The sequence below is a fragment of the Collinsella aerofaciens genome, assembly GCF_040910185.1.
Classification (GTDB): domain Bacteria; phylum Actinomycetota; class Coriobacteriia; order Coriobacteriales; family Coriobacteriaceae; genus Collinsella; species Collinsella aerofaciens_BF.
In genome coordinates, this window is sequence record NZ_JBDGBA010000020.1 from 19,632 (window position 1) to 45,932 (window position 26,301).

The following is a 26,301-nucleotide window of genomic DNA, read 5'->3' on the forward strand; positions in this document are numbered from 1 at the left end:
GACGGAGCCGATGTTGATGATGGCGCCCATCATGATGACGGCACGGTCGCCGATCTCGACGCGGTCGCGGATGATCGCGCCCGGCTCGATGCGGGCGTTGATGCCCTTAAGGTCGAGCATGGGCACGGCAGAGTTGCGACAGTCGTTCTCGACGTCGTAGTAATCGATGGAATCGGCGTTGGCGTCCAGGATGGCCTTAAGCTCATCCCAGTCGCCAAAGACGGTCTTGCCGCGACGACCGCCGTAGACATGTGCGTCGCCCCAAGCAACCTTCATGCCCGGCTTCTCGCGCACGTACAACTTGACGGGCGTCTTTTTGGGCGCGGTGGCGATGTAGTTGATAATCTTCTGTGCATCCATCTCGGCTGCGTTACTCATTTGCTATCTCTCCTTTGGGCGGATTCGGTTGACACCTGGTTAGACAAACATGACCTTGTCGAACGTATAGAAGCCGGGTTCGCGGGCGACGAGCTTCTGGGCGGCGGCCAGGGCGCCGTTGACGAAGATCTGGCGGCTTGTGGCGCGGTGGGTGAGCGTGACCTCCTCGTCCTGGCCAAAGAAGCTCACCTCGTGCACGCCGGCGACGGTGCCGCCGCGCAGCGAGTGCATACCGATTTCCTTGGGATTGCGTGCTCCGCACATGCCCTCGCGGCCATAGACGGGGTGGTAGCCTGCCTCGGGCTCGGCTTCGACGACGGCGTCGAGCAACAACTTGGCGGTGCCGCTGGGGGCGTCGACCTTTTGGTTGTGGTGCGTCTCGACGATCTCGCAGTCAAAGCCGGGCAGCTCACGCGTGGCCTGAGCCACTAGATGACGCAGGGCTGCGATGCCGATGGAGTAATTGCCGGAGTGCATGACGCGGGCGTTCTGGCCCAGCTCGCGCAGGCGGTCCATCTGCTCGGGTGTGTAGCCTGTAGTGCCCGAGACTAACGCCGCGCCCGTGCGCTCGACATAGGCGACGACAGCATCGAAGGTCGCAACGTTCGAGAAGTCGATAATCACATCGGCAGCCGGTGCGTTCTCGAACTCGCTCAAATCGAAGCCAATCTGGGCCACGATACCAAAAACGGGCTGCCCGGCGGCATCGACAATGCTTTCGGCGGTGGTGCGGATGAGCGAGCCCATGCGGCCCGTTCCCATAATGACGGTCTTAATCAAGCAGACCAGCCCCCTTCAGAGCATCGGTAAGTGCAGAGCGCGTGTCGTCTGCCATGGGGCACAGCGGCATGCGGTAGTTTGCCTCGATCATACCCATCTGGGCGAGCGCCTCTTTGACGGGGATGGGGTTGACCTCACTAAAGAGGGCATTGATGAGCGGCTGGCCGGCAATTTGGATATCGCGGGCACGCGCCACGTCACCGTCCAAATAGGCGCGGCACATGTCATGCACGAGCTGCGGCTGCACGTCTGCCCACACGCTGATGGTGCCCGAGGCGCCCAGGCTCATGAGCGGCACGGTAAGCGCGTCCTCGCCCGAGTACATGCGGAAGTCGTCTGACAGCAGGTGGGCGATCTTGGCCGCGTAGGCGACGTTGCCCGAGGCCTCCTTAATACCCATGATGTTGGGGTGCGCGGCCAGGCGCTCTACGTTGCGCTCGCTGATACCGCAGCCGCAGCGGCCGGGGATGTTGTACAGGATGCAGGGGATGTCCACGGCATCGGCGACGGTCTTAAAGTGCTGATAGATACCCTCTTCGTTGGACTTGTTGTAGTAGGGGGTAATGAGCAGCAGGCCGTCGGCTCCCAAGCCCTGGTAAGTAAGCGACTTGGTGAGCATGGTCTGCGTGGAGTTGGAGCCCGAGCCGGCAATGACGGGGACGCGTCCTGCAACATGCTTGACCACGGCGGCGACGACGGAGTTATCCTCGTCATCGGTCATCGTGGCACTCTCGCCGGTGGTGCCCAGGGTGAGAATGGCGTCGGTGCCGTTTTGCAGGTGGAAATCGATAAGGCGCTCGAGCGCGTCAAAGTCGACGCTGCCGTCCATTTTAAACGGCGTGACAAGGGCGACGATTGAGCCCTCGAGATTGCGGATATCCATGTTCTTCTCCTTCGCGTCCGCGATCTGGATGCGTTTGTTCCATTGGGCAGCGACGGCCAGGCGCTCGTCCTGAGCGCGACGACGGGCGCTTTCGGCGCGCGATTTGGCCAGCAGCTCACGGCCGCACGGCAGCACGTCGAGCGTGGCAAAATAATCGCCCGGGCGCTCGGCGCGGCGGATAAGGTCGGCCGAGCCGTCGGGGCGCAGCAGCACCTCGGCGGAGCGCAGGCGGCCGTTGTAGTTGTAGCCCATGGAGTAGCCATGCGCGCCGGTATCGTGGATCACGAGCACATCACCCATGTCGATCTGCGGTAGCTCGCGGTCGATGGCGAACTTGTCGTTGTTCTCGCACAGATTGCCCGTAATGTCGTACGTGTTTGTGACAGGCGCCGCGGTCTTGTCGACGCCGCCCGGCTGGCCCATTACCGTAATGTGGTGGTAAGCGCCATACATGGCAGGGCGGATCAGATCGACGGCGCTTGCGTCGACACCGATATAGTCCTTGTAGATCTGCTTCTCGTGGATAGCCTTGGTGACCAGGCAGCCGTAGGGCCCCATCATAAAGCGGCCCATCTCGGTGCAGATGGCCACATCGCCCATACCGGCGGGAACCAGGATCTCGTCGTAGGCCGCGTGCACCCCCTCGCCGATGGCGTGAATGTCGTTGGCCTGCTGCTCGGGCAGGTAGGGGATGCCGACGCCGCCGGACAGATTGATGAAGGCGACATGTGCGCCGGTCTCGCGCTCCAGGCGCACGGCAAGCTCAAAGAGGATGCGCGCGAGCCTGGGGTAGTAGTCGTTGGTGACGGTGTTGCTGGCAAGGAATGCGTGGATGCCAAAGTTTTCGGCGCCCTTGGCCTTGAGCATGCGGAACGCCTCGAAGAGCTGCTCGGTGGTCATGCCGTACTTGGAGTCGCCGGGGTTATCCATGATGCCGTTGGAGAGCTGGAACAGGCCGCCCGGATTAAAGCGGCAGCTGACCGTCTTGGGGATGGGGCCCGCGACGCGCTCAAAGAACTCGATGTGGCTGATGTCGTCAAAGTTGACGATGGCGCCCAATTTGTCGGCGAGCTCAAAGTCCGCTGCCGGCGTGTCGTTGGACGAGAACATGATGTCGTGTCCCGTGATGCCCAGCGAGCGGGCGATCATGAGCTCGGTATAGCTCGAGCAATCGCAGCCGCAGCCGTATTCGTTGAGAATGGAGATGAGCGCCGGGTTGGGATTTGCCTTGACGGCAAAGTATTCCTTAAAGCCCGGGTTCCATGCAAAGGCATCGCGCACCTCTTGCATGTTGCGGCGGATGCCCGCCTCGTCATATAGATGAAACGGCGTGGGGAACTGCTCGACGATATGCTCGAGCGTCTCCTTGTCCACAAACGGCTGCTTGGCCGCATATGCCTCGTTGGGGGTCAATGCCATGTCCCGTAAACCTCGCTATCCAGACGGCGCCATCTGCGCATCGAATCCGCATAGCGCGGACCCAATGTCCGGATAGCGCTCCCGCATTGCTGCAGACAGTCCTGTGGGTGTTTCCCGCAGGCCCACCAGGTTGTTCGTGCCCGAAAAGCCCAGTTCGGCGGGTTTCGCCTCCCCACGGGGTCAAAGCCTGCCGGCTCGCCCGCGGTTCTTCGTGCCCGCGCCTCTATCAAGTGGTAACGACCCTACCACGTTGCACTTTACCAAACAAGAGTATTCGTATATAACGTTTAAAAAATGCAGCAATATGCTGGAAACATGTGTGCCACAATCCTGTATCACAATAAGTTGCAACAGATATGCCTCACGAAGGGATCCTCTATGACCGAGCTCCAAGAACTCCGTCGCTATCGGCGCGACTTGCACAGGATCCCGGAGCTCGATTTCGATCTTCCGCAAACCATCGCTTATATCGAGGGCGTACTGGCACCGCTCGCTTGCGAGGTGACCCATCCGTGCCCCAGCTGCGTCTGCGCTTTCTTCGATGCTGGCGTTGGCGCCGCACATGCCACGGCGATTCGGGCCGACATGGATGCGCTGCCCATTGCCGAGGCAACAGGGGCAGCGTTCGCCTCGACCCATCCCGGCAAGATGCACGCTTGCGGACACGATGGACATATGGCCATGGCACTTGCCGCCGCGACGTATGTCGACCGTACGATTCGCGAGCAGCCGGGTGCCATCAAGCGCAACGTGCTCTTTGTGTTCCAGCCGGCCGAGGAAACGACCGGTGGCGCCAAGACGGTATGCGAGAGCGGCGTGTTCGAGCGCTACGGGGTCGACCGAATTTTTGGCTTCCATGTGTGGCCCGATCTGCCTGCCGGCACGTTGGCGAGTTGTTCCGGTCCGCTGCTGGCGCGTTCGAGCGAGACGCATATCCATATTCACGGTACGAGCATCCATATTGCTAAGACCTATGGTGTGCCGGTTGAGGAGTCGCACGATGCCGCGTTGGCGGCAGCGAAGTTTTTGGTTGCCGAGCGCGTGCTGATGGACGAGCTGGGCACCGACGAGCCCTGTATCGGCAAGTTTGGTCTGCTGCAGGCCGGTACCGTCTGCAATGCGGTGGCGGGGGAGGCCCATGTGGCCGGCAGCCTGCGTGTGTTTACGGACAGCACGTTCGACCGTGCGCGCGAGGGCGTGCGCCGCGTGTTGGACGAGGCCTGCGCCGCAACAGGCTGTACGTACGATCTCGACTTTGCCGAGGGCTATCCGCCAGTCGATAACGACCCCGAGCTGTTTGCCTGCATTGCGCCTGCCTTGTCCGAGCTGCAACTTGTGGACGAGCCGCTGCTGATTGCCGAGGACTTCGCGTTCTATCAGCGCCATCTGCCGGGCGTGTTCTTCTTGCTGGGCACGGGCGTGCCAGAGGGACAAGAAAACCCGAGCGATTCGGATGGCTGTCCCGCCTATGCCACGAGCGCTCTGCATACCGATACCATGCTCTTTGGCGAGGAAATTCTGCTCAAAGGCCTCGATGTCTACAAACGATTGTTTCTGCTTGGTTAATTGGCGAAGGATACCTGCTCTAGAAAACACGAACAGATGTACGGTATAATAGGGATGTAACTCTATAGAAACGTTTGACGTTATTAACGTAAGGCGATACTATGATTGCATCGTATAAAGATGAGGATACCGAACGCTTTGCCATGGGTGTGCGGGTCAGGAGGTTCGTGCCCTTTGAGCGTGTTGCGTTGAGGAAGATTCGCCAACTGCAGGTTTGTGCTTCGCTTGATGATCTTCGCGTTCCACCGGGCAACCGCCTGGAAGCTTTGAAGGGCGATCGTGCCGGTCAATATAGCATCCGTGTTAACGAGCGCTATCGGGTCTGTTTTGAGTGGAGACAGGAGATGGCTTGGAATGTCGAAATCGTCGATTATCACAAGTGATGAGACTTCGGCCGATTTGCTGTCGCCGGTGACTCCTGGTGAGCTTCTCAAAGAGGAGTTTCTTGTTCCCATGGGCATTTCTCAATATCGCCTTGCGAAAGAGACTGGGATTCCGGCTCAGCGTATCGGGCAGATTGTCTTGGGAAAACGTCGCGTGACGGCCGACACCGACCTCCGTCTTTGCCGTTATTTTGGCCTGACGGATGGTTATTGGCTGCGCGCTCAGGTGGCGTTTGACCTTGAGGCCGAGAAAAGGCGGATCGAACCGGAGCTGAATAAGATCGTTCCTGTCCAGCAGGCCGCTGCGTTGTAGTGCTCAAAGATATTGAGGTTGGAGTGACGATGGAACGACGCCGACAGTCTGCCGTTTATAGTCCCGGTGGGTGTGGATGCGGCTTGTTGTTGCTTCCGGTTATTGCTGTGAGCATTGGCGTGATGTTTGCGCTTGCTGGGCTGGCTGCGGCGGCACTCGTACTGTTTATCACTGCCATCGGCGTGACGATTTGGCTCTGCCGCAATCGCGAGCGACGCCGTGCCGGCGGTAAAGCCAATGTCGGCTGGGTTGTATTCCTGGTCATTGCGTACCCGCTGAGTGTCAGCTACCTGGTGTTCTTTGTCCTGTTGATGGTCAGTGCCTTTACCGGGGAATCCGTCACGGTGGGTTGATGCGCTGCCGGCAGACGGTCGCGCAAAGTGCGTTTGCTCGGCGTTTGGATAACTGCATTGGCCGTTTATCGCAACCTTAGCTCTCAGCTAATGAATTCAAGTTCAATCCTTCCTACGATGTGCTGTGTGCCGGCACGGTAGCCGGATCGTAGGAAGGATGAATAATGGCAAAAGAGGGAAAGAAGCCGATCGGCAAGATTGTCCTAGGCATCATTGTGGTGCTGGTTATTGTCGGTGCCGTGGGCTCTATGGGCGGCAACTCAACCGATTCGTCTGCGAGCGATTCGGCAAAACCTGCCGAGACGACACAGCAGGCTGAGGAGCAAAAAGAACCGCAAGAACCGTATACCATTGCTGACGAGGCTGAAGACACTTCCAATCAGTTTACCTATAAGATCACGGGCACGCTGACCAATAACACGGATAAGGAAAAGAGCTACATTCAGATTGAATATGTTCTGTATGATGCCGATGGCAACCAGGTTGGAACGGCTCTTGCAAACACCAATCATCTGAAGGCGGGCGGCTCCTGGAAGTTCGAGGCGCTGGGTACGGTGTCTCCCGACCAGGTTGCTAGCTGGGAGCGTTCGGACGTAAGCGGTTTCTAGCATGTTGCATGCACTGGGGGAGGTGAAGTCGTATGCCCGATAAAAAGCTGACTGACGAGTTACTCAATGAGCTTCTCGACGCGCCAAACATCGATGGCTATATCAAAGAACACGACTTTGCCGCCCCGTCGCTTTCGAACTACCTGAAGCAGCTACTGCAGGAAAAGGGCTTGGAGCGCTCGCGCGTGGTTCGTATGGCCGATCTCAATGAGACCTTTGGCTATCAGATTTTTACCGGTGCGCGGCATCCGAGCCGCAATAAGGTGCTGCAGATTGCCTTTGCGATGGCGCTGACGCTCAAAGAGACTAACCGTGCGCTGACAGCTGCCGGGGTAAGCGTCCTTAACTGCAAGGACCGCCGCGATGCGATTATCATCTTTTGCATCGATCGCGGGTGCAGCCTCCAAAAGGTCAACGAGGAGCTGTATCGCTTTGGCGAGGAGACGGTGAGTTAGCGGCTGATATCTGAGCCGGCGGAGCTGCCGAACAACGATGCAAACGAACGGGGCGCGGATGCCATGGGGTGTCTGCGCCCTGCGCTATGATGGAGGCTATGGATACTCAGACCCCAACATATTCCGATGACGAGCTGACCGCAGCGCTTGCCGAGCACCTGGCGTCGCTCGATTGCGACGACAGCTATCGCGTGGAGCGTGTACTTAAGCGCTCGACCGTTGAAACAACCGAGCTCGTGTACTTTGAAGGAACCGGCGGTGGCTCGCTCGGCCCCTTTGTCCGTAAACGCATCGATGCTTCGGCTCAAATCGGCGGGGCATACGAACGTCTGTTTGCCGTTCAGCGGGCAGGCAGGCGTTTTGAGCACCTGCCCAGAATCGTCGATTGTCGTCGTGTGGGCGACGAGCTCAACGTGGTTATGGAATACATCGAAGGGGAGACGCTCGGGGCGCTGGTGGACCGTCTGGGAGCCACCCCCGATTATGCGCGTGAATTGTATCCTGTCCTTTGCGACGCCGTGGGCGAGCTCCATGCCGGTTTTGCAATGGCGGGGGAGACGTCGGCGCCGGTGATCCATCGTGACCTCAAGCCGTCGAATATCATCGTGACAGGTGCCAACTATACGCCTGATGACGGCCTGACGTTTTCATCGCTGGTGATTATCGACCTGGGGATCGCGCGCGTATGGCACGATGGCGCCGATGCCGACACCGTCAAGTTTGGCACGCGACCCTATGCGCCGCCCGAGCAGTATGGGTTTGGGCAGACGAGCGTGCGAAGCGACGTCTACGCACTTGGCGCCCTGTTGTTCTTCTGCTTGACGGGAGTCGACCCTAAGCCAGGGCTCGACATGCGCGAGCAATGCGAGGCGCGCGGCATTCCCACTCCACTTGCCGATGCCGTCTGCATGTCGATGGCGCTCGACCCGGCCAAGCGTTTTGCGAGTGCGGAAGCGTTGGGACGGGCGACGCGCGCGGCATACGATCTGAGTCGCCCCGTGCGGCCTCCTGCGCCGCCTGTCCGAACTCCGGCCTCGGAGACGGTGTTGACGCCCCAAGGGCTCCAGAACCCCGCAGGGCCTCCTGGCCCTGCCGCCTCCGCTGCATGCGGCCTGCTCTCTCGCGTTCCGGAGTCTCTGGGCCGCATTTGGAATACGCTCGTCTGCTTCTCGCTGCTTGTGTTCTTTGCCGGAAGTCACTTTGCCGTCTTTCACCCCACCGGAGCAAACCAAAGCTACCCGACGTGGCTTCTCATAATCGAGTATTTTTTCTTTGTCGATGGCCTTATGGTGCTTATGCATTTTGCGCTGCTCGATAAGCGCCGTCTTCGTCGGCGATTCGCACTGCTCGACAGCTATCGCGGCAAGAAGCTCGCGAAACTCTGGCTCAAGGCATTGGGTGTGCTGCTCCTATGCATGATCGTCATAGTCGCGGTTGCCAATGCGACCGGCGTCGTCGATACCTCCGCTACCTAAAAGAAAAAGGGCCCCATTGGGGCCCTTTGCAGTTGCACTTAGATGCGGTTCATCTGAGCGGCGACTTTGTTGTACCAGTCCTGCCACGTGGGCGGGCAGTACTTTTTGGCCGCAGCCGGGGTAAGGGTGGAGCCGTAGTTGGCGCCCAGATAGGCAACGTGAGCGGAGATGCCCTCGCTCCAGCTGCCAAAGCTGCGCCAACCGCCGCCGCGGGCACTCCAGCCCCAGGCGTTGTAAGAATTGGCGCAATAAGCACCCTTGGTGCTCTCGATGCAGGCGATGGCGGGGGACCAACGGGGGTCGACACCGGTATTCCAAGCGGCGACGGCAAAGTTATAGCCCTGGCCTGCCATGGGGGAGCCGGCGAGATAATTGTCGATGCGGCTCGTCCACTCATTAATGAACGAATCGTAATCGGAGCTACCGGTATTGGCGTTGTTCACCGTGGTGTCGATGGTGGTGTTGGTGTTAGTGGCCTGGCTGCTGGAATTGCTGCCGCTCACGCCCTCGCCCGAGAGCTTCTCAGCGGCAGCGGCCTTATCGGCCTCAAGCTTGGCAAGCTCGGCGGCATTTTCCTGCTCGGCTTTTGCCTGTGCCTCGCTGCGGAGCTGCTGGGCCTGCGCCAGCGCATCCTCGGCGTTTTTCTGCTCTGCCTCAAGCTGAGACTTGGCCTGCTGGAGCTCAGCCTTGTTCTGTTCGAGTTCGGTTTGCATGTTATTGAGCTCTTCGATCTCGTCGACGCTCGAGCTCGTGATCTGGTTGGTGTATTTGCAGGTCGTGATGAACTCACCCAGGCTCTGCGCGTTGACCAGGAAGCTCACGATGGGGTTGGTGCCCTTCTGATACTTATACAGATCGCGCATGGCGGAGCTTGCCTTGGCCTGCTGCTCGGGAAGCTTAGCCTCGATTTCCTCGATGCTTGCCTCATTGGAGTCAATCTGCTTTTGCAGGTCATCGAGTTTGGTGCGGGCGTCGTTGTAGGCGCTCGTGGCGGCTTCGATCTTCTGCTGGGCTGCGGAAAGCTGGTCCTGCGTTGCCTGCGAGGCGGCATACGCCGCAACGGGGGAGAGCATCGGCGTGGCCGTCAGCGCAACGGCGAGCGCGGCGCTCGTGATGATACGAGCCGGCTTCGACGCAATGAGCGCTGCGGTGCGATGATTCGAATGCTGCATCCAGTCCCTCTGCAATCAATCGTAGGTTATGGTTCGAACGGTATTCTACTACTGCTTTCGACCTCAACTTGAACCTTAAAGGTCCCAAAGGGTCAAGTTGAACTTGAGGCTTTGGCTTTGACCTGCAGTTATGATGAATTGTTGAGAAACCATAGAGTTCAACTTTAACGTTACGGAGCTCTGTTTGAGAGGAGTTTTGGGCTGTAAAAGCCATCTCAACGTGGGGTTTTACAGCTACAGCGCGCCCTTCTGGCGAGCCTGCTCAATCTCTTCGAGGGCCTCGGCGGGGGTGAACGAACAGGTGCCGTCGCCGAGTTTGACTACCCGGATATCGTCGCCGGTATGGACCTCTCCGCCCTTTAGTACCACGCCAAAAACGCCCTCGTGGGGAAAGATGCAGTCGCCAGCGAGATAGTAGATGGCGCAACGGGTGTGGCAGACCTTGCCGATTTGGCTGATTTCGACGAGCACGTCGCTTCCAAGCTTGAGCTGTGTGCCCAAGGGGAGCGAGAACAGGTTGATGCCCCGGGTTGTGAAGTTTTCTCCAAAGTCACCCTCGTGAACGTCGAGCCCGCGTGCCTGCGCCGTCTGGATGGACTCCGCGGCTAAAAAAGAGACCTGGCGGTGCCAATGTCCGGCGTGCGCATCGGTGGCGAGACCAAATTGCTCTATAACGGTGTCGCGTCCATCGGCGACGGGCGACTTGCGCGTGCCCTTGTGTGCCGACGTGTTGATCGAGACGATGCGGGCGGGTCCGTTGTAGGCGTCGTTTGCCGTGCACAGGGGAGCGGTCGCTTTCGCACGTTCCGCCAGCTCGCGCCTCGCGGCATTGAGGATGGGATTATCGGTCGGATGGTCTTGGGGCACGTGCGCGCCTTTCGCTCGAAGATGTCAATACGCTGAATCCTACAACAACGGTAGGTTCATTGCCCATTGTCATACAACAGTGAGCGCCGTCTTCGTGCTGGCCTTCGTGCTGGACGATTGCGTCGATTGCCATAGATACGGTGGAGCTTTGGGCGCCGGCGGCTTGGCACGCTAGAATAAATCAGTTGCGCAAAGACCGCCCGTTGTGTGGGCAGTTCATGATAGGAAGTTTCCATGGCATTGCAATTTACAGAGCGCGAGTTCATTCCCGTGCTGCTCGGTGGCGACATCAACGCCTATTCGGTGGCGCGCGCCTTCTACGAGGAGTACCAGGTCAAGAGTCTGGTCTTTGGCAAGTATCAGACGGGTCCCGCGTACCGCAGCCAGATTATCGACTACACGCCCAACGTGGATATCGACACCATGCCCGTGATGCTCAAAACCGTCAACGGCATTGCCCAAGCGCATGCCGACAAGACTATTGTCCTTGTGGGCTGCGGCGACAACTATGTCGCTCTCGTGGCTCAAGCCAAGGATGCTCATGAGCTGGCGGATAACATCGTCGCTCCCTACGCGCCCTACAGCATGCTCGAGCAGTGCCAGAAGAAGGAGATCTTCTACGAGCTGTGCGAGAAGCATGGCGTGCCCTATCCGCACACGTTTACCTTTACCAAGGCGATGCTCAATGCCCAGGGTGAGGCGCCTGCCGAAGTGCTCGACCAGATCGATTTTCCTTACCCGATGATTCTGAAGCCTTCTGACGGCATCATGTGGTGGCAGCATGAGTTCGAGGGCCAGAAGAAGGCCTATGAGATTGCCGACCGCGCCGAGCTGGAACAGGTCATTCGCGACTCGTATGCCAGCGGCTACACCGACGACCTGATCTTGCAGGATCGCGTGCCCGGCAACGACGAGTACATGCGCGTGCTCACCAGCTATTCCGACCGCAACGGTAAGGTCCGCATGATGTGCCTGGGCCATGTGCTGCTCGAGGAGCATCAGCCCCACGGTGTCGGCAACCATGCCTGTATCATTACCGAGCCCAACGACGAGCTCATGGGCGGCGTGCGCAAGCTGCTCGAGGACCTTCACTTTGTGGGCTATTCCAACTTTGACGTTAAGTACGACGAGCGCGACGGCTCGTTTAAGTTCTTCGATTTCAACACGCGCCAGGGCCGCAGCAACTACTACGTTACCAACAGCGGTTTTAACGTTGCCAAGTATGTGGTGGACGAGTATGTGTTCGACCGCCCGTTTGAGCCGGAGTTTGTGACGGCGCAGGACGAGGCGCTGTGGATGGTCGTCCCCATGGGCGTCGTCGACAAGTACGTCAAGGATCCCGAGCTGCGCGCTAAGGTGCATCGCCTGGACAAGGAAGGCAAGGGCGCCGACCCTTCGTTTATGAAGGGCGACTTTGTCTTTAACCGCTGGCTGCGCATGTGGCACACCAAGCTGCGCCACTTTAAGCTGTTCAAGACGTATTACAAGTAGATGAGCGCGGCGCCCGTCCGGTTTGCATCGGGCGGGCGCGGGTATGATACGCGCAATTGCGCAAGCGTCACCAAGGAGGCGGCGATGGAAAAGCTGGGAGTTATCGGCGGCATGGGCGCCGAGGCCACGTCGTATTACTACGACCAGGTGGTGCGTCATACGGCTGCTGCCTGCGATCAGGAACATATCGACATGGTGGTGCTCTCCAAGTCGACCATGCCCGACCGCACGCTGGCCATTAAGACCGGCGAGCATGCCAAGCTGCTGACGACCATGAAAGAGTGTGCCCAGGCACTCGAGTCGCTGGGCTGTGCGCACATTGCCATTCCCTGCAACACGTCACACTACTTCTACGACCAGATCCAGTCGTTTACGAAGGTGCCGATTATCCACATGCCGCGCGAGTCGGTTCGCTATGCCCTTGCGGGTGCGGTGATGGGGGAGTGCGAGTTCGATCCCAACCTGAGTATGCCGGCCGAGCCGGTGCACAAGATTGGCATCATGGGAACCGATGGCACCGTGGGCGCGGGCGTCTACGGCCGCGAATGCGAGGCCGCGGGTGTCGAGGTTGTCTATCCCAGCGAGAAACGTCAGAACGATGTGATGTCGCTTATCTACGATGATGTGAAGGCCGGACGTGAGCCCGATATGGATAAGTTCGACCGCGTGATGTGGGAGTTCGCCCGTAGCGGCTGCGACCGCGTCATTCTGGCCTGCACCGAGCTCTCGGTGCTGCAAAAGTACCGAGAGATGCCCGAGATCACCCTCGACGCCATGGATGTCCTGGTGCGCGAATCCATCATCCGCAGCGGCGCCCCCTACCGCCTCTAGCTTCCGACCTGTCAAAAAGGGACAGGTTAATTTTGGTAGGTTTTATCTGGTGAAACAGTAAAGGCCTCGGCTCGTTTGGTGCGAGCCGAGGCCTTTTGCGTTGGGCTGTTGCTGTCGGTGGTGAACTAGAACAGGAAGCCGATGGCGATGAGGGCGATGCTGACGATGAGCACGGCGATGTCCAGGCCCTTGATGGGGTAGCGCTTGTACGAGCTGGCGCGCGTACGCAGATAGAAGCCGCGCTGTTCTGCCGCCAAGGCTGTGGCATCGGTCTTGCCCACGCTCGAGATGAGCAGTGGCACACACAGTGGCAGCATGAGCTTAAGCTTCTTGATGGGGTTCTTGGTGTCGTACTCGACGCCGCGTGCGGTCTGCGCCTCCATGATGGCGTTCATCTCCTGACCAAACACCGGCACAAAGCGCAGCGCCGTGGTAAAGGTGAAGGCATAGCGATACGGCACGTGCAGCACCTCGACGCAGGCGTTGGCAAGGTCGTTGAGCTTGGTCACCATGAGCATGAGGATGAGTGGTAACGCCACACCCAGCAGGCGCAGGCAGGCCTTCGATCCTGTGATGAGGCCCGTGTCGGTGATAAAACCCCACACCACGTTGCCATCGCGCATAAAGGCAAGCTGGAGCACTAGCATGATAAGCGCGAGCGGAATCAGCAACTTGAGCAGCGAGAACAGACGGTCGACGACGCCGGCATAGGCACCCAGCGCAAGGGTGAGTGCCAAAAAGCCCAGCAGCGCCACGTAGGTGTCGGACAAGAAGATGCCGACGATGATGGCGGCAGCGAGGCCCAGTTTGACGACGGGATTCAGGCGATGCAGCAGCGTATCGCCCGGCATGTAGTCGATGACGTTAACCACGGTGGACCATCTCCTTGGTAATTCGAACGACATCGGTGACCTCGCTCACCTGCGCAAAAGCGGGCGAGACGGAAGATGCCAGACGGCGCGAGAGTTCGATGACCTGGGGCGGCTCAACGTAGGCATGCTGCATGAGTTCGATGTTCGAGAATAGCTCGTGCGTGCGGCCGCGGTCGAGGATGCGACCGTCGGCCATTACTACGATGCGCTCGGCAAAGTCGGAGACGACTTCCATGTCGTGGCAGACCATGATTACGGCGCAGCCGCGCTCGGCCATGGTGCGCACAGTCTCCATGACGGTCATGCACTCGCGGTAGTCAAGGCCGCTCGTGGGCTCGTCGAGCACGACGATCTTGGGCTCAACCACTACGACGGAGGCAAGTGCCACCATTTGTCGCTGGCCACGCGAAAGCGAGAACGGTGCCTCGTCAGCGGGCAGACCAAAGCGGTCGATGACCAGCTGGGCGCGACGCAGAGCCTCGGCACGGTCCATGCCGCCCAGCTCCAAGCCAAAGGCGACCTCGTCGAGCACGGTATCCTTGCAGATCTGGCGGTCGGGGTTTTGGAAGAGCGTTGCGACCTCGCGGGCAATGCGGCTCGTGGGGACCGCGGCAGTATCCAGGCCCGTAACGCGCACGCTGCCCGAGGCGGGCTTAAGCAGGCCCGTGAGCAGTTTGGTGAGCGTGGTCTTGCCGGCACCGTTCTGGCCGACGATGCCCACGAGCTCGCCAGGATAGAGCGTCAGGCTAAGGTCGTGTACGGCGGCGCCGCCATTGGGATAGGCAAACTCAACATGGTCGAAGGTGAGTACGGGTTCGGCGTCCTTGGCATGAGGACGCAACGACGGTGCATGCGGGGAACCGGTGGGCGCCTGGGCTTCGATGGCCGCGTGTGCGGGGTCGACGATGCCCGAAATCAGGCGCTCAGCCTCATCGACATCCAAGCAGGGGGTACCGCTTACCAGGCCATCGGCCTCGAGGCTATTGAAGATACGCGTGACGCGAGGGCAGTCGACGCCGATGGCACGGAGCTCGTCGGTATGCGCGAAGACCTCGTGTGGCTCGCCCTGCAGCGCAATTTCGCCATGGTTGAGCACGAGCACGCGGTTGCAGTACTCCGAGAGCAGGGCGACCTTTTGCTCAACGACGACGATGGTGATTCCAAGTGCGCGGTTTGCCTCACGCAGCGTCTCGAAGACCAACGTGGAGCTGGCGGGGTCGAGTGCCGCGGTGGGCTCGTCGAGAACCAAGACGTGCGGGCGCATGGCGAGGATGGCGGCGATGGCTACCTTTTGCTTCTGTCCGCCCGAGAGCGTGGCGATCTCGCGGTCGCGCAGGTCGCTGATGCCGACGGTCTCGAGCGTTTCGCTCACGCGCTGCTCGATCTGGTCGTGGGGAACGCCAAAGTTCTCGAGGCCAAAGAGCATCTCGTCCTCGACGACCGAAGCGACCATCTGCGTGTCGATATCCTGCAGCACACTGCCGACGATTTGCGACACGTCGGTGAGCGAGACTTCGCAGGTGTCGTGGCCGTCGACCATGACGGACCCAAAGAACGTGCCGGTGTAGTGGTGGGGCACGGCGCCCGACAGGCAGGCGGCAAGCGTGGACTTGCCGGCGCCCGAGGGCCCGATGATGCCGATGAAATCTCCCTTGTTCACGCTGAGCGAGATGTGGCTGAGCGCCTGCTCGGTCTGCGTGCCATAGGAGAACGAGACATCGTCGACGTTGATGATCGTTTCCATGGATACCTTTCGTAGTCATTGGGGACAGTCTTTGGTGGTGAAGCACGGAGACGGCTTTACGAGGGACCCCAGGTTGGCGCGAAAGAGGAGTGAAGCGTACTTGGGTACGCGAGCGACGAATGAACGCCAAGATGGGGTGGCTCGTAAAGTCGAACGGGTTAGTTGAGCTTCAGGGCCTTCTGGATGGGCAAGTAGAGGGCGCCGACCAGAATGGCGTTAAAGACGGCGGTCATGGCGACGACGGGCAGCATGGCGGCGGCGAGCTCGCCTACCACGCCGAGCATGGCCATCTTGATGACCATGAAGATGACGCCCGAGACAAAGGTGGTCACGAAGGCTGCGACGATGGCGACGGCGGGCCTAACCTGGCCGTCCTTGGCGGCAGCGTTGACAATGACGGCCATGAGCATGGCAGCGATGCCCTCGGCGGCAAAATCGACAAACGGCGAGGTGGTGGTGATCTGGATCACGGCAGCCGAGATCAGGCCGATGACGAGTGCCTGACCGATGTTGGGGCGCACGACCAGGATAGTGAGGCAGAAGGCCGAGATAATGAACTCGGGGCTGATCATACCGCCCGAGATGCCGGAGATAGCCTTGCCGACGGTGAAGTTGAGGATGAAGCCAGCGGCAAGCAGGATGGCGAGCAAGACAAGGGCACGGACGTCGAGTTTGCCGCGGTCGGCGGTCTGGACGGTGCGGGGCTGGGCGGTGGTGGTGTTCTGAGACATGGTGAAAATCCTTTCGGAGGGGAAGTGAAAGAGAAGAAAGCGGAGGCGCGCGATGCGAATGCGATCGGGCTCGAGATAGAAAAAGGCCCCCGGTCGAAACCGGAGGCCTTCTAATCACCTAGAGCGCAAAAACAGGTGTGAGGGACTCACCGTCGACCGATCGTATTCGCATCACGCCACCACCAGTTGTTGAGAGACTTCATCGTGTTCTTCATGTTGGTGGCTCCTTTCGTGATGCCGTGGCGCGGTCGCACCTAGTTGCTGTTGCGCTGCACTATAGCACAGCGAAGTGTGTGCAGGGAATCTTTTTTGAAAAGATTTCGGCGATGTTTCCCGCCGGTCGAATGGGTGGCTGGGCGGGCGGGCGACCTTGGCCATCCCGCCCGCGCCTTAAGGTGGGGGTTCTTAGGCCTTCTTGCGACGATAGAGCACGAAGCCGCAGACGCCGATGATGACGACGGCGCCAACGGCCATGGCGGCCATGTTGTTGCCCTCGGACTTCTCTTCGGTGGCCTCTTCCTTCTCGACCTCGGGCTCGGCTACGTCCTCATCGGAGAGGGCCTCGTCGGCGTAGGTGATGGACTTGACCAGGCAGTCGTTGTCGGCATCGTAGTCGCTCGGGACGAACTCCTCGGAAAAGTCGCCCTCCTTGAGGTAGTCGCGCATCTCCTCGAGCATGGCCTTGCACTTGATGTAGGTGTTTTTGGTGGCAGCCTTGCCGGCCTTGTTGGCCAGGGCGGTGCGGGCCTCGGTGCCCTCGGCGGCCTGCATGGCCTCGTCGACGGTCAGGTTCTGCTCGATGAGTTCCTTCTGCAGCGCATCGAGGTAGGCGCGGACGCCGGTAGCGCAGTGGTCGCGGTTCTCATAGGCGAGCGTGTTGATGTCCATGAGGACGTAGTTGATGGAGTTCTTGGGCTCCTCGTTGTTCACGACGTCTTCCTCTTCGCAGTGATCGAAGGAGACATCCTGATCGCTAAAGTAGGGACTGACCTCGGTGAGCAGTGCAGAGTAGAGGGGGATAGCGACGGAGAACTCGGCGTTGGAGAGCATCTCCCACTGGATGGTCGCGATCTCGGGATCCATGCCGTGACGAATCTGGAAGGTGTGGATCTCGGTGTTGCGGTTGGAGCCGATGGCATAGGCGCCGTCGGTGTTGGCGTTGAGGCCGGCGACATTCTCGCCGCGGGCGGCGAAGGAACGGATCATCTCGAAGGTGTTCCAGTCGGACTTGCCGGGCTGGAAGAACAGCGGCTGCATCTCGTGGACCAGGGCGCCGGTCGTGGCGCGAGCATCTTCACGCTCGTCCTTCACGATCTCGTAGTCAGTGCCTTCAGCCAGCGGGGCCATGAAGTAATCGCGACCCTGGATATAGCGCGACCACTGGTGCATACCGGCCTCGCCGATCTCCTCGCCGTAGGTTTTGGCGACGTCGAACTTGCCGTCGGTGTACTCGGCAAAGCCCTTCTCCTTGGGCATGGACTCGATGCCCTCGGAATGGAGACAGTTCTCGGTGTCATCGAGGTCTACGTTATAGGTGAGGTTGCCGATGTTGGGGTTGAGCGAGGCGATGTCATCGGTGAGCTTCATAGCAATCCACTGATGCCCGGAAAGCGCGGCGAACAGCCAGGTCTCGGTGCTGTCGGCGATGATGATCTGGTCGTTGGAGCAGACGCCCTGCTCGTCGATCAGGCTGCCGATGAGCTCGACGCCCTCGCGGGCCGTGGCGCTCTCGCCCAGGATGACGCTGGCATAGCTGTACTCGCCAATGCCAGTCTCCTCGGTGATGGGGTCGGCCTCTTCGGCCTTCTCGTTATAGGAGGTGCTCAACGTGGCAGAGCAGGAGACGCCCTTCTCGTTGATGCCGGCCTCGGAATATGCGTCGTAGCGATCTTCCCACTGCGAGGGGTTGTCGCGAACGAAAGTGTAGCGGTAGGTTGCGCCCTTGGACTTGTACTCAAAACCGGACTCGACCGATGTGTACTCGTTGCCGTCCTTGTGTGCGGGCTCAATGCCAAAGTGCTTGACATAGCGCGGACCGAAATCCTCGGAACGGCCATAGTACGTGTTGCCGTCTGCCGTGAGCTTGCTACCCATGTAGATCTGGGTGCAGGCGAGCGCCGAAGTCGGCATGGCCATGATGGCCGCTGCTCCAAACGCAAGGCCGCAGCCGAGCTTTTTGAGCGTGTTGACAGGATGAGTAAACCTCATGATCCCTCCCAACTGTTGAGACCCCGCAAAACTGTGCGGAATCTCAGCTAATAAATACATCCATTAGCCTATCGGAAGTCTAAGAAGTATTCATCTATTTCGATGAAATACTCGATGAGCGTCCTAAAATATGCGATGAGCGGATAAGAATACTCATTTTGTAGCTTTACTTAAATAAAGGCACCCTGCAATTACTGTACCTGAATAAAGCGCCTTGCACGGGGCGCAAAGAAAAATCCCCCGCTGTCTGGCAAATGCATAAACAACGGGGGAGACGATAATTGGATGAATATCATACCAATGTGGAATTACTTCTTCCGGCGGTGGATCACGTTGATCGCATAGCCGATGAGCATGGCCAGAACAATGACGATAAAGCCGGGCAGGGGAGTGTCGTTCATGGGGTCCTCCTATTTTCCGAGTGGGGAGAATTCGTCGACGATGAGGTCGAGGCATTGCGGAAGTGCGCGGGCGCCAAAGACGCCCGAGTTGCTGGAGATGATCTCGCCATCGAACTGCATGCCCAGCGACGGCGTGCAGGTGATCTTGGCTTCTTTGGTCTGGATGATCTTGAACTGCGGGCGGCCGAGCACCTTGCCGGCGGGGTCGAGTGCGGCGGTGATCACGGTCGGGAGGAGCTGCACGGTTTTTACGGGCTCGATGACCGCGATGTCGACCATGCCGTCGTTCATACGGCAATCGGGGAACAGGTTGATGTCGTTTTGAATGACCGAGGTGTTGCCGGCCATGCAGCAGATGCCATCGAGCTCCTCGACAATGCCGTCATGCTCAATCGTAAAGTGCGCCACCGTGGGGTTGGGTGTGGCGAGCGCCGACAGGAAATAGGCGATCTCACCGATGTCGTTTTTGGCGGGGGCGGCCTTCATCATGATCTCGGCGTCGAAGCCCGAGCCGGCGATGATGATAAAGCCGTGGCGCTTTTCGTTGCCGTTCTCGTCGAGCCAAAAGAGCTCGCCCATGTCCACTTTGACCGTGCGACCGGCGCGGCAGGCCTTGGCAAGCGCCGCGGCCTCGGGGGCATTGCCAATGTTGTTGAAGAACAAGCAGGCCGTGCCGGAGGGGAAGACGAGCGTGGGGACGCCGCATCCGCGCATCTGGTCGAGCACGTTGGAGACGGTGCCGTCGCCGCCCGAAACGACCACGCGATCAAACTCGCGCACGTCTGCCACGGCGTCCTCGGGTTCCATGCCATCGCCGATAAAGCGCATCACGACCTCGTCGCCGCCCTGCGCGAGGGCGTGCGTGAACGCGTAGATTTCATCTGAGCTGGGGCCCGATGCCGGGTTGTGGATGATAAGGCAGCGCATACTTACGTTCCCGTTCTGTGACTAACCGAGTATAGTTGTAGGGCAATGCCGATATCCTACCCGTGTTTTTCGGGCCTAACCTTATTCGATGGGTTGATATGTACATTTCCACACATCAGGCTCTACTCGACTTTTGCCAGCGCGCCCGTGAGTTCGACGCGATTGCCGTCGATACCGAGTTTTTGCGCGAGCGCACGTTCCATCCGCGCCTGTGCTTGGTCCAGATTGCCACCCCTGCCGAGAGCGTGGCGGTCGACCCTCTGGTGATCGACGACCTGTCGCCGCTAGCCGAGCTTATGGGCGATGAGAGCGTGACCAAGGTGTTTCACGCCTGCTCGCAGGATATGGAGGTCATGCTCCACACCGTGGGCGTGCTGCCGAGTCCCATTTTTGACACGCAGGTGGCCGCCGCCTTTTTGGGCGAGCGCCAGCAGATTTCCTACGGCGCGCTCGTGCAGACGTTTTGCGGCGTCTCGTTGCCCAAGACCGAGTCGCTGACCGATTGGTCGCGCCGCCCGCTGACCGACAAACAGATCGAGTACGCGATCGATGACGTCAAGTACTTGATCGTCGCCTATACCGAGATGATGAGTCGCCTGCGCGAGCTGGGCCGGGTGGACTGGGTGCTCGACGAGTTGCGTCCGCTGGCCGACGAGTCGCACTACCGCGCCGACCGCCATGAGGCGTTTCGCAAGGTCAAGCGCATCAACTCGTGTAGCCGTCACCAGTTGGGCATCGCACGCGAGCTTGCCGCTTGGCGCGAGGACCGCGCCGAGCGCCGCAACATCCCGCGCAAGTGGGTCATGTCCGACGATACGCTGCTGGCCCTGGTTAAACGTAATCCCGTTCGTGTTGAGGAGTTCCGCAGCATTCGCGGTACCGACCAGCTGGGGGAGCGCGACGTGGACGGCGCGCTCATGGCCATTAAGCGCGGTGCGAGCTGCCCACACGATCGCCTGCCGCTCATGGTGCGCGGGCACCGTCAGATTTCGCCGGAGTTGGAGAGCGTGACGGACCTGATGTATGCGCTCATTCGCCTGGTTGCCGAGCGCTCGGGCGTGGCGACCTCGGTCATTGCCTCGCGCGATGACCTGGCCGACTATATTGAGCATCCCGAGCAGAGCCCCCTGCGCGAAGGCTGGCGCTTTGAGCTCGTGGGTTCGCGTCTGGACGATCTGCTTTCCGGCAATATGGGACTCACCGTGAAGGACGGCAAAATCGAGCTTCTATAGTTACGCGGTTTTACCAAACGCTGTAAACGTCGTTCTAGAGCTGCAATGCCAAAACATCGATGGTGTCTCGTTGGCTGGGCGAGTGGGTAAAATGCCTCCAACGTGTAACTCGATTCGGAGGAATTCGCATGCCTTATTACTATGGATACGGCTTTGGCATCGACCCGCTGTACCTGCTGGTTGTTCTTGTCTGCACGGTGCTTGGCCTTGCCGCACAGAACTATATCAACTCGACATACAAAACCTGGTCCAAGGTTCGCTCGGACGGCGACACGGGCGCCACGGTCGCTCGCCGCATGCTCGACGCCAACGGCTGCAACGCCGTGGGTATCAAGGGTGTCGCCGGCGAGCTCACCGACCATTACAACCCGCAGGACAATAACCTGTATCTCTCGGATGCCAACCGCTCGGGTGGGTCGGTCGCAAGCGTTGCCGTCGCCTGTCACGAGGCGGGCCATGCCGCCCAGCGTCAAAGTGGTTATGCCATGATGAAGGTACGCACCGCTTTGGTCCCTGTCGTCAACTTTACCCAGAACACCTGGACGATCGTGCTGCTCATGGGCCTGTTCATGAACATCGCGGGTCTCACGACCCTCGCGCTGGTCTTCTTCTCGTTTAGCGTGCTGTTCCAGCTGGTTACGTTGCCGGTCGAGATCGATGCCAGTCGCCGCGCCGTGGCGTATATCGAGCAGTCGGGCATGAGCTCCAAGCAGGTCAACGGTGCCAAGAAGGTCCTGACGGCGGCCGCGCTCACCTACGTGGCGGCGGCGCTCACCTCGATTATTCAGCTGCTCTACCTGATGGCTCGCTACAACAGAAACTCCAACCGATAACAAATGGGACCGACGGGCGCCGTGGGGATTTGTGTCCCCGCGGCGCTGTACTATGTGTTGGACTTGAACTTGCGCAGGGCCGGAGCCCTTGTGCACGATGACGAAAGGAGGCTGCGTGGCAGGCTGGAATCTAACCGGCAATGCCGTTTCCGCCGAGTTCGACGGATCGGACGAGCAGGAGCGCAAAGAGCTCAGCGTGAGCCAAGCGGTGGAGATCGCCGCCGGCGCGCTCGATGCCATTCCGCAGCTGAGCGTTTTGGGTGAGGTCACGGGTTTCCGCGGTCCCAATGCCCGAAGCGGCCACTGCTACTTCCAAATCAAGGACGACTCGGCGGCCGTCGACTGCATCATCTGGAAGGGCGCCTACCTCAAGCGCACTTTCGATCTGCGTGACGGCATGCAGGTGAGCTTTAAGGGCAGCTTCAACCTCTATAAGCCCACGGGTCGTATGAGCTTTGTCGCTCGCTCATTCTCGCTGGCGGGGGAGGGCCTGCTGCGTCAACAGGTGGCGCAGTTGGCCGAAAAGCTACGCCGCGAGGGGCTGATGGACGAGTCCCGTAAACGCCGCATCCCGGTGTTTTGCTCACGCGTGGCGGTCGTCACCTCGCTTTCTGGCGCGGTAATCGACGACGTTAAGCGTACGCTGCGCCGTCGCAACCCGCTCGTCGAGCTTGTCTGCGTGGGCGCAAAGGTCCAGGGCGAGGGTGCGCCGGCAGAGCTTATTGAAGGTTTGCACCGCGCTGCTGCCATTACGCCGGCGCCCGATTGCATCTTGCTGGTGCGCGGCGGCGGTTCCTTCGAGGACCTCATGACCTTTAACGACGAGGAACTTGCCCGCGCGGTGGCGGCTTGTCCCGTGCCCGTGGTGACAGGTATTGGCCATGAGCCCGATACTTCGATCTGCGACATGGTAAGCGACCGCCGTGCCTCCACGCCCACGGCCGCGGCCGAATCGGTAGCACCGGCTATGACGGAGTTGGCCGACGTGCTCGAGGCGCGCCATCAGCGTCTGGGCGCCGCGATGGCTTCGATGATCGGGTCGGATCAGGTCGATCTGGAAATGCTCGACCAGCGCGGTCGTCGTGCCTGGGACACCTATACGGCTCGTTTGGGCGATGCGCTCGATGCAGCCGCGTGCCGCCCGTGCCTCAATGACCCAACGTTTATGGTCGAGCGTCGCGAGTCTGAGCTTGCCCTGACGGCCGATCGACTGTCGGGCGCCATAACGCGTTCGGTTGGGGCCTTCCGCTCCAACTTCGAGCGTCTGCCCGAGCGCTTGATCGCAAGCACCTCAGGGCTCGATGGCAAGCGCCATGCGCTCATGCTCGCAAGCTCCCGTCTGGAGCATCAGGGACGTACGATGCTCAGCAAACCCGCGTCCGACCTAGGCCGTGCGGCAGCCTCGCTCGATGCCCTGTCGCCGCTCAAGGTGCTTGCCCGCGGCTATTCCATCGCGTACAGCGATGATGGCGTGGCTACGAGTGCCAAGACCTTTAAGCCCGGCGACGCCATTCGTGTGCGCATGGCAGACGGCAACGTGGCGGCAACGGTCGATACGGTCGAGTAAGCCGCGTTTCATAGCGATAAACCTTTAGGAAAGGAAACAGATATGGCAGAGAAGACCCCGGTCGAGCAGCTTACGTACAAGCAGGCCTCGCAGGAGCTGGAGCTCATCATCCGCAGCTTGGAGTCGGGCGATATGGAGCTCGAGGAGTCGCTCGAGAGCTATACCCGCGGCGTCGAGCTCCTCAAGAGCCTGCGTACCCGCTTGTCCGATGCCGAGCAGAAGGTCTCGGTGCTCCTTAAGGACGTCGACGGCAACGACGTGCTCGCCGACGGCGAAGCCGCCAACACCGACGATAACCTCTCGTTCTAACCATCTCGACCAAATATAATTACCTTGGTCTGTGAGAAAGGAACCAACCATGTGTGATTGCATCTTCTGCAAAATCGCCAACCACGAGATCCCCTCGACCGTTGTCTATGAGGACGATCAGGCCATCGCCTTCGACGACCTCAACCCCCAGGCGCCGGTCCACACGCTCGTAATCCCCAAGAAGCACTACAGCGACATCGCCGACAACGTGCCTGCCGAGACCATGGGCGCCATGGCTCACGCCATCCAGGAGGTCGCCAAGGCCAAGGGTCTGGAGGACGGCTTCCGCGTCATCTCCAACAAGGGCGTCAACGCCGGCCAGACCGTCATGCACTTCCACATGCACGTCCTCGGCGGCAAGAACTTGGGCGAGAACCTCATCTGAGGACGCGTGGCCCGTCGACTTGGCTGCCTTTGGAGTAATCTATGCAGCTTTCTCAACTCGAATACCTTCAAGCGGTAGCGAACTATGGCGGCGTGCGCAAAGCGGCTCGCGCCGTTCATGTGAGTCCGCAGGCCGTTTCGTCGGCAATCAAAAAGTTGGAATCTGAGTATCAGATTGTTTTGCTCGACCGATCGGCGGGGGAGGCTGTTTTGTCTCCGGCGGGCAGAGAATTTGTGCGTCGTGCACGCGTGATCCTGGCACAAGTCGACGATCTCAAAAAGTACGCTCAATCGAGGGACGACGGCATCTCGCCCGACGGCCACTTTCGTCTTTACGCCCCCTGCCTTCATGGGCGGGGGCGCCTTTTTGCCGAAAACTGGTATGACTCGTTTGAACGCTCGCACCCTCAGATTCATCTTGATGTGTGGCATCAGCCAACGGCAACATGCTTTGAATCACTTATACTTGGAATTTCGGACGCGGCTATCTCGTTCGAGGAACCACGGGATAGCGTTCTTTCTTCAAAATATTTGGGTGAAAAGGAGCTCAAGGTTCTTTCATGCCCAGCGGGTCATCAATCTGTTGACGCTATGACCATTCGTGAGTTACTGGGCGGCAGGCTCGCTGTTCCCATTAATTTGTCACCCTGTCTCAATGCAATCAATCAATGCCCTGAAGCCCAGCTCGTCAATTTTCGCTTCCGTGATGTTGAATACGGAAGCAGGGCTCAGACCGAGTTTCTTCAAGCCGGGGGATTGATATTGAGTTTATCTGGGTCCTCTCTTGCGTCGGATGGATCAGAAGTGAGTGAGTGCTCCATTGAAGGCTCGCGTGATGTAACCTTGCCTATCTACTTTTGCTATCGGCAGAATTCCTGGACTGATCGACACCAGACGGTTTTTCTGCACCTATTGCGTCATCTTGCTTCGTGAGATTAATTGGCTTCGAGACGTCAAGTGATTATTGACGCCTTGTAACACATAGCTGACAGCTTTGCCCTCATGCTTTTCCAAGAATCCGATTTAGATTGCTGGCTCTTGGAGGGCGGAGCATGAAAAACCGTACGGTTTTGCTTTATATGACATTCGTTTTTCTGTCGAACTTCAGCACCATCTTGTATTTTCTAACTGTCTACCTTGAGTTCGTCGGGCTTTCGATGGTAGCGATTTCTAGCATGATGATTGCATACCAAGTGAGCAAGTTCATCCTAGAAGTTCCCACTGGCTATATTGCTGATAGGTTTGGACGAAAGACAAGCGGCCTCGTTGGCATTGTGGGAATGCTTGGGTACTACGCCGCCCTGCTCATTGTCCGATCTCCTCTGCTTTTAATCGGTGCGTTTGCTCTCAAGGGTTTTGCCGTTGCATGTGTGAGCGGATCCATCGAAGCGATTTACATTGACAGCGTCTCTCAGGACCAGCTCGTAAGACTTAATGTCGTTGAGCGACTTGTTTTCTATGCCTCTTATGCCCTCTCCGCTTGCGTGGGCGGTTTCATTTCGTCTGTCGGTGCATATCTCATTGGTCTTTCGGCAGATATCATCGCAATGGTGTTGACGTTGGTTGTTGTTGTCTGCATTCCTGAGATGCGAAGAGGGGGCACTGCGGCGACACCTGAACGTGGAATGAGCCCGAAGATGATCGGTGCCGCTATTGCGTGTAATGGCATTCTTCGTTCGGCGTTCATCATGGACTGTTCTCAGGCATTTGCTTTTGTCGCCCTGGAAGACTTTTTCTCGCTGCTGCTTGCGGGTCGCGGAATGAATGCCGTCGCTTCGGGCGTGACCATTGCGATCCAGCTCCTTGCCTCCGCCTCCATAGGGTTTATCGTGCCCAGTGTGATTGCTCGTGTCGACAAGGGCCGTTTTGCGCGTATTTGCGGCATCGTGCGCCTTTCCCTGACTGCTCTATTTTTGATTCCCTTTACTCCGGTCTATTTGCTGCCCGTGTTCTATGTGTTGCAGACGGTCGCCTACTCGTTATTTGCTCCAATTAAATACTCAATTATTCAAAATGCTGCCGATTCTTCGATGCGCTGTTCACTCATATGACCCAATCCGCTGTCAAGAGCCACAATGGCCCCGCCGACCGCTTGCAATCGGTCGGCGGGGCCTGCCGT

General features: G+C 59.2%; 26 protein-coding genes and 1 riboswitch. Of the genes, 16 read left to right on the top strand and 10 right to left on the bottom strand.

Features of this window, described 5'->3' with window-relative positions; genetic code table 11:
- From AB5Z54_RS08045 to dapA, 3 genes are all read right to left on the bottom strand, one after another.
- Positions 1–378, bottom strand: a 378-nt coding sequence (locus tag AB5Z54_RS08045) for an LbetaH domain-containing protein (RefSeq protein WP_497007495.1), incomplete at its 3' end; no start/stop codon positions are given.
- 39 nt (positions 379–417) lie between these two features.
- Positions 418–1,158, bottom strand: coding sequence for a 4-hydroxy-tetrahydrodipicolinate reductase (gene dapB / locus AB5Z54_RS08050; RefSeq protein WP_368161129.1), 741 nt, complete (start codon positions 1,156–1,158; stop codon positions 418–420).
- Positions 1,151–3,460, bottom strand: a complete 2,310-nt coding sequence (dapA, locus tag AB5Z54_RS08055) for a 4-hydroxy-tetrahydrodipicolinate synthase (RefSeq protein ID WP_368161131.1) — start codon at positions 3,458–3,460, stop codon at positions 1,151–1,153. The genes dapB and dapA overlap by 8 nt, the downstream gene beginning before the upstream one ends.
- 65 nt (positions 3,461–3,525) lie before the next feature.
- A riboswitch (Lysine riboswitch) is annotated at positions 3,526–3,694 on the bottom strand.
- A 144-nt stretch (positions 3,695–3,838) separates the two neighbouring features.
- Here dapA and AB5Z54_RS08060 point away from each other — a divergent pair.
- The 7 genes from AB5Z54_RS08060 to AB5Z54_RS08090 all read left to right on the top strand — a co-directional run bounded on the left by AB5Z54_RS08060 (position 3,839) and on the right by AB5Z54_RS08090 (position 8,613).
- The gene (locus AB5Z54_RS08060; protein WP_368161133.1) at positions 3,839–5,026 is read left to right on the top strand and encodes an N-acetyldiaminopimelate deacetylase; all 1,188 of its coding nucleotides are present in this window, start codon (positions 3,839–3,841) and stop codon (positions 5,024–5,026) included.
- A 101-nt stretch (positions 5,027–5,127) separates the two neighbouring features.
- Positions 5,128–5,409, top strand: a complete 282-nt coding sequence (locus AB5Z54_RS08065; RefSeq protein WP_006234335.1) for a type II toxin-antitoxin system RelE/ParE family toxin — start codon at positions 5,128–5,130, stop codon at positions 5,407–5,409.
- A complete protein-coding gene (locus AB5Z54_RS08070; protein ID WP_055309779.1) occupies positions 5,381–5,722 on the top strand; it encodes a HigA family addiction module antitoxin in 342 nt (113 codons plus the stop codon). Before AB5Z54_RS08065 ends, AB5Z54_RS08070 begins: the two co-directional genes overlap by 29 nt.
- An 83-nt stretch (positions 5,723–5,805) precedes the next feature.
- Positions 5,806–6,075 (top strand): hypothetical protein, encoded by a 270-nt coding sequence (locus AB5Z54_RS08075; RefSeq protein ID WP_368161135.1) that lies wholly within the window; start codon positions 5,806–5,808, stop codon positions 6,073–6,075.
- A gap of 164 nt (positions 6,076–6,239) precedes the next feature.
- Positions 6,240–6,683, top strand: a complete 444-nt coding sequence (locus AB5Z54_RS08080) for an FxLYD domain-containing protein (protein WP_035137903.1) — start codon at positions 6,240–6,242, stop codon at positions 6,681–6,683.
- Positions 6,684–6,715: 32 nt separating this feature from the next.
- The gene (locus AB5Z54_RS08085) at positions 6,716–7,138 is read left to right on the top strand and encodes a hypothetical protein (protein ID WP_022094127.1); all 423 of its coding nucleotides are present in this window, start codon (positions 6,716–6,718) and stop codon (positions 7,136–7,138) included.
- Positions 7,139–7,236: 98 nt separating this feature from the next.
- A complete protein-coding gene (locus tag AB5Z54_RS08090; protein ID WP_260699875.1) occupies positions 7,237–8,613 on the top strand; it encodes a serine/threonine protein kinase in 1,377 nt (458 codons plus the stop codon).
- 38 nt (positions 8,614–8,651) lie between these two features.
- On the opposite strand, the gene AB5Z54_RS08095 is transcribed toward AB5Z54_RS08090, so the two are convergent.
- Positions 8,652–9,785 (bottom strand): coiled-coil domain-containing protein, encoded by a 1,134-nt coding sequence (locus AB5Z54_RS08095; protein WP_117770125.1) that lies wholly within the window; start codon positions 9,783–9,785, stop codon positions 8,652–8,654.
- A gap of 234 nt (positions 9,786–10,019) precedes the next feature.
- The gene (locus tag AB5Z54_RS08100) at positions 10,020–10,652 is read right to left on the bottom strand and encodes an MOSC domain-containing protein (protein ID WP_347478279.1); all 633 of its coding nucleotides are present in this window, start codon (positions 10,650–10,652) and stop codon (positions 10,020–10,022) included.
- A gap of 234 nt (positions 10,653–10,886) precedes the next feature.
- On the opposite strand from AB5Z54_RS08100, the gene AB5Z54_RS08105 reads away from it, so the two are divergent.
- The gene (locus AB5Z54_RS08105; protein ID WP_368161137.1) at positions 10,887–12,143 is read left to right on the top strand and encodes a carboxylate--amine ligase; all 1,257 of its coding nucleotides are present in this window, start codon (positions 10,887–10,889) and stop codon (positions 12,141–12,143) included.
- A gap of 84 nt (positions 12,144–12,227) precedes the next feature.
- Positions 12,228–12,974 carry an aspartate/glutamate racemase family protein gene (locus AB5Z54_RS08110; protein ID WP_233540514.1) on the top strand — a complete coding sequence of 249 codons (747 nt, stop codon included), beginning with the start codon at positions 12,228–12,230 and terminating at the stop codon, positions 12,972–12,974.
- Positions 12,975–13,099: 125 nt separating this feature from the next.
- On the opposite strand, the gene AB5Z54_RS08115 is transcribed toward AB5Z54_RS08110, so the two are convergent.
- From AB5Z54_RS08115 to AB5Z54_RS08135, 5 genes are all read right to left on the bottom strand, one after another.
- Complete coding sequence (locus AB5Z54_RS08115; RefSeq protein ID WP_022094111.1) at positions 13,100–13,846, bottom strand: energy-coupling factor transporter transmembrane component T family protein; 747 nt, start codon at positions 13,844–13,846, stop codon at positions 13,100–13,102.
- The gene (locus AB5Z54_RS08120) at positions 13,839–15,590 is read right to left on the bottom strand and encodes an ABC transporter ATP-binding protein (protein WP_368161139.1); all 1,752 of its coding nucleotides are present in this window, start codon (positions 15,588–15,590) and stop codon (positions 13,839–13,841) included. Before AB5Z54_RS08120 ends, AB5Z54_RS08115 begins: the two co-directional genes overlap by 8 nt.
- A gap of 158 nt (positions 15,591–15,748) precedes the next feature.
- Positions 15,749–16,321, bottom strand: a complete 573-nt coding sequence (locus AB5Z54_RS08125; RefSeq protein WP_368161140.1) for a hypothetical protein — start codon at positions 16,319–16,321, stop codon at positions 15,749–15,751.
- 405 nt (positions 16,322–16,726) lie between these two features.
- The gene (locus AB5Z54_RS08130) at positions 16,727–18,529 is read right to left on the bottom strand and encodes a C69 family dipeptidase (protein WP_368161141.1); all 1,803 of its coding nucleotides are present in this window, start codon (positions 18,527–18,529) and stop codon (positions 16,727–16,729) included.
- 410 nt (positions 18,530–18,939) lie between these two features.
- Positions 18,940–19,857: a diacylglycerol/lipid kinase family protein gene (locus AB5Z54_RS08135; protein WP_022094107.1), complete on the bottom strand. Its 918-nt coding sequence runs from the start codon at positions 19,855–19,857 to the stop codon at positions 18,940–18,942.
- A gap of 98 nt (positions 19,858–19,955) precedes the next feature.
- On the opposite strand from AB5Z54_RS08135, the gene rnd reads away from it, so the two are divergent.
- The 7 genes from rnd to AB5Z54_RS08170 all read left to right on the top strand — a co-directional run bounded on the left by rnd (position 19,956) and on the right by AB5Z54_RS08170 (position 26,233).
- Positions 19,956–21,089: a ribonuclease D gene (rnd, locus tag AB5Z54_RS08140; RefSeq protein ID WP_368156928.1), complete on the top strand. Its 1,134-nt coding sequence runs from the start codon at positions 19,956–19,958 to the stop codon at positions 21,087–21,089.
- A gap of 128 nt (positions 21,090–21,217) precedes the next feature.
- Positions 21,218–21,922 (top strand): zinc metallopeptidase, encoded by a 705-nt coding sequence (locus AB5Z54_RS08145; protein WP_152076008.1) that lies wholly within the window; start codon positions 21,218–21,220, stop codon positions 21,920–21,922.
- 115 nt (positions 21,923–22,037) lie between these two features.
- Positions 22,038–23,489, top strand: coding sequence for an exodeoxyribonuclease VII large subunit (gene xseA / locus AB5Z54_RS08150; protein WP_368161144.1), 1,452 nt, complete (start codon positions 22,038–22,040; stop codon positions 23,487–23,489).
- A gap of 42 nt (positions 23,490–23,531) precedes the next feature.
- A complete protein-coding gene (gene xseB, locus AB5Z54_RS08155; RefSeq protein ID WP_006234311.1) occupies positions 23,532–23,798 on the top strand; it encodes an exodeoxyribonuclease VII small subunit in 267 nt (88 codons plus the stop codon).
- A gap of 49 nt (positions 23,799–23,847) precedes the next feature.
- Positions 23,848–24,183, top strand: coding sequence for a histidine triad nucleotide-binding protein (locus AB5Z54_RS08160; RefSeq protein WP_368161146.1), 336 nt, complete (start codon positions 23,848–23,850; stop codon positions 24,181–24,183).
- Positions 24,184–24,224: 41 nt separating this feature from the next.
- The gene (locus AB5Z54_RS08165) at positions 24,225–25,115 is read left to right on the top strand and encodes a LysR family transcriptional regulator (protein WP_368161147.1); all 891 of its coding nucleotides are present in this window, start codon (positions 24,225–24,227) and stop codon (positions 25,113–25,115) included.
- Positions 25,116–25,234: 119 nt separating this feature from the next.
- Positions 25,235–26,233: an MFS transporter gene (locus AB5Z54_RS08170; RefSeq protein WP_368161149.1), complete on the top strand. Its 999-nt coding sequence runs from the start codon at positions 25,235–25,237 to the stop codon at positions 26,231–26,233.
- Positions 26,234–26,301 lie beyond the last annotated feature (68 nt).

Bases quoted from the DNA above. Each gene is read 5' to 3' on its own strand.
- dapA (WP_368161131.1), bottom strand. From the start codon at position 3,460: ATGGCATTGACCCCCAACGAGGCATATGCGGCCAAGCAGCCGTTTGTG.
- AB5Z54_RS08060 (WP_368161133.1), top strand. From the start codon at position 3,839: ATGACCGAGCTCCAAGAACTCCGTCGCTATCGGCGCGACTTGCACAGG.
- AB5Z54_RS08065 (WP_006234335.1), top strand. From the start codon at position 5,128: ATGATTGCATCGTATAAAGATGAGGATACCGAACGCTTTGCCATGGGT.
- AB5Z54_RS08070 (WP_055309779.1), top strand. From the start codon at position 5,381: ATGTCGAAATCGTCGATTATCACAAGTGATGAGACTTCGGCCGATTTG.
- AB5Z54_RS08080 (WP_035137903.1), top strand. From the start codon at position 6,240: ATGGCAAAAGAGGGAAAGAAGCCGATCGGCAAGATTGTCCTAGGCATC.
- AB5Z54_RS08085 (WP_022094127.1), top strand. From the start codon at position 6,716: ATGCCCGATAAAAAGCTGACTGACGAGTTACTCAATGAGCTTCTCGAC.
- AB5Z54_RS08090 (WP_260699875.1), top strand. From the start codon at position 7,237: ATGGATACTCAGACCCCAACATATTCCGATGACGAGCTGACCGCAGCG.
- AB5Z54_RS08095 (WP_117770125.1), bottom strand. From the start codon at position 9,785: ATGCAGCATTCGAATCATCGCACCGCAGCGCTCATTGCGTCGAAGCCG.
- AB5Z54_RS08105 (WP_368161137.1), top strand. From the start codon at position 10,887: ATGGCATTGCAATTTACAGAGCGCGAGTTCATTCCCGTGCTGCTCGGT.
- AB5Z54_RS08110 (WP_233540514.1), top strand. From the start codon at position 12,228: ATGGAAAAGCTGGGAGTTATCGGCGGCATGGGCGCCGAGGCCACGTCG.
- AB5Z54_RS08120 (WP_368161139.1), bottom strand. From the start codon at position 15,590: ATGGAAACGATCATCAACGTCGACGATGTCTCGTTCTCCTATGGCACG.
- AB5Z54_RS08125 (WP_368161140.1), bottom strand. From the start codon at position 16,321: ATGTCTCAGAACACCACCACCGCCCAGCCCCGCACCGTCCAGACCGCC.
- AB5Z54_RS08130 (WP_368161141.1), bottom strand. From the start codon at position 18,529: ATGAGGTTTACTCATCCTGTCAACACGCTCAAAAAGCTCGGCTGCGGC.
- AB5Z54_RS08135 (WP_022094107.1), bottom strand. From the start codon at position 19,857: ATGCGCTGCCTTATCATCCACAACCCGGCATCGGGCCCCAGCTCAGAT.
- rnd (WP_368156928.1), top strand. From the start codon at position 19,956: ATGTACATTTCCACACATCAGGCTCTACTCGACTTTTGCCAGCGCGCC.
- AB5Z54_RS08145 (WP_152076008.1), top strand. From the start codon at position 21,218: ATGCCTTATTACTATGGATACGGCTTTGGCATCGACCCGCTGTACCTG.
- xseB (WP_006234311.1), top strand. From the start codon at position 23,532: ATGGCAGAGAAGACCCCGGTCGAGCAGCTTACGTACAAGCAGGCCTCG.
- AB5Z54_RS08160 (WP_368161146.1), top strand. From the start codon at position 23,848: ATGTGTGATTGCATCTTCTGCAAAATCGCCAACCACGAGATCCCCTCG.
- AB5Z54_RS08165 (WP_368161147.1), top strand. From the start codon at position 24,225: ATGCAGCTTTCTCAACTCGAATACCTTCAAGCGGTAGCGAACTATGGC.
- AB5Z54_RS08170 (WP_368161149.1), top strand. From the start codon at position 25,235: ATGAAAAACCGTACGGTTTTGCTTTATATGACATTCGTTTTTCTGTCG.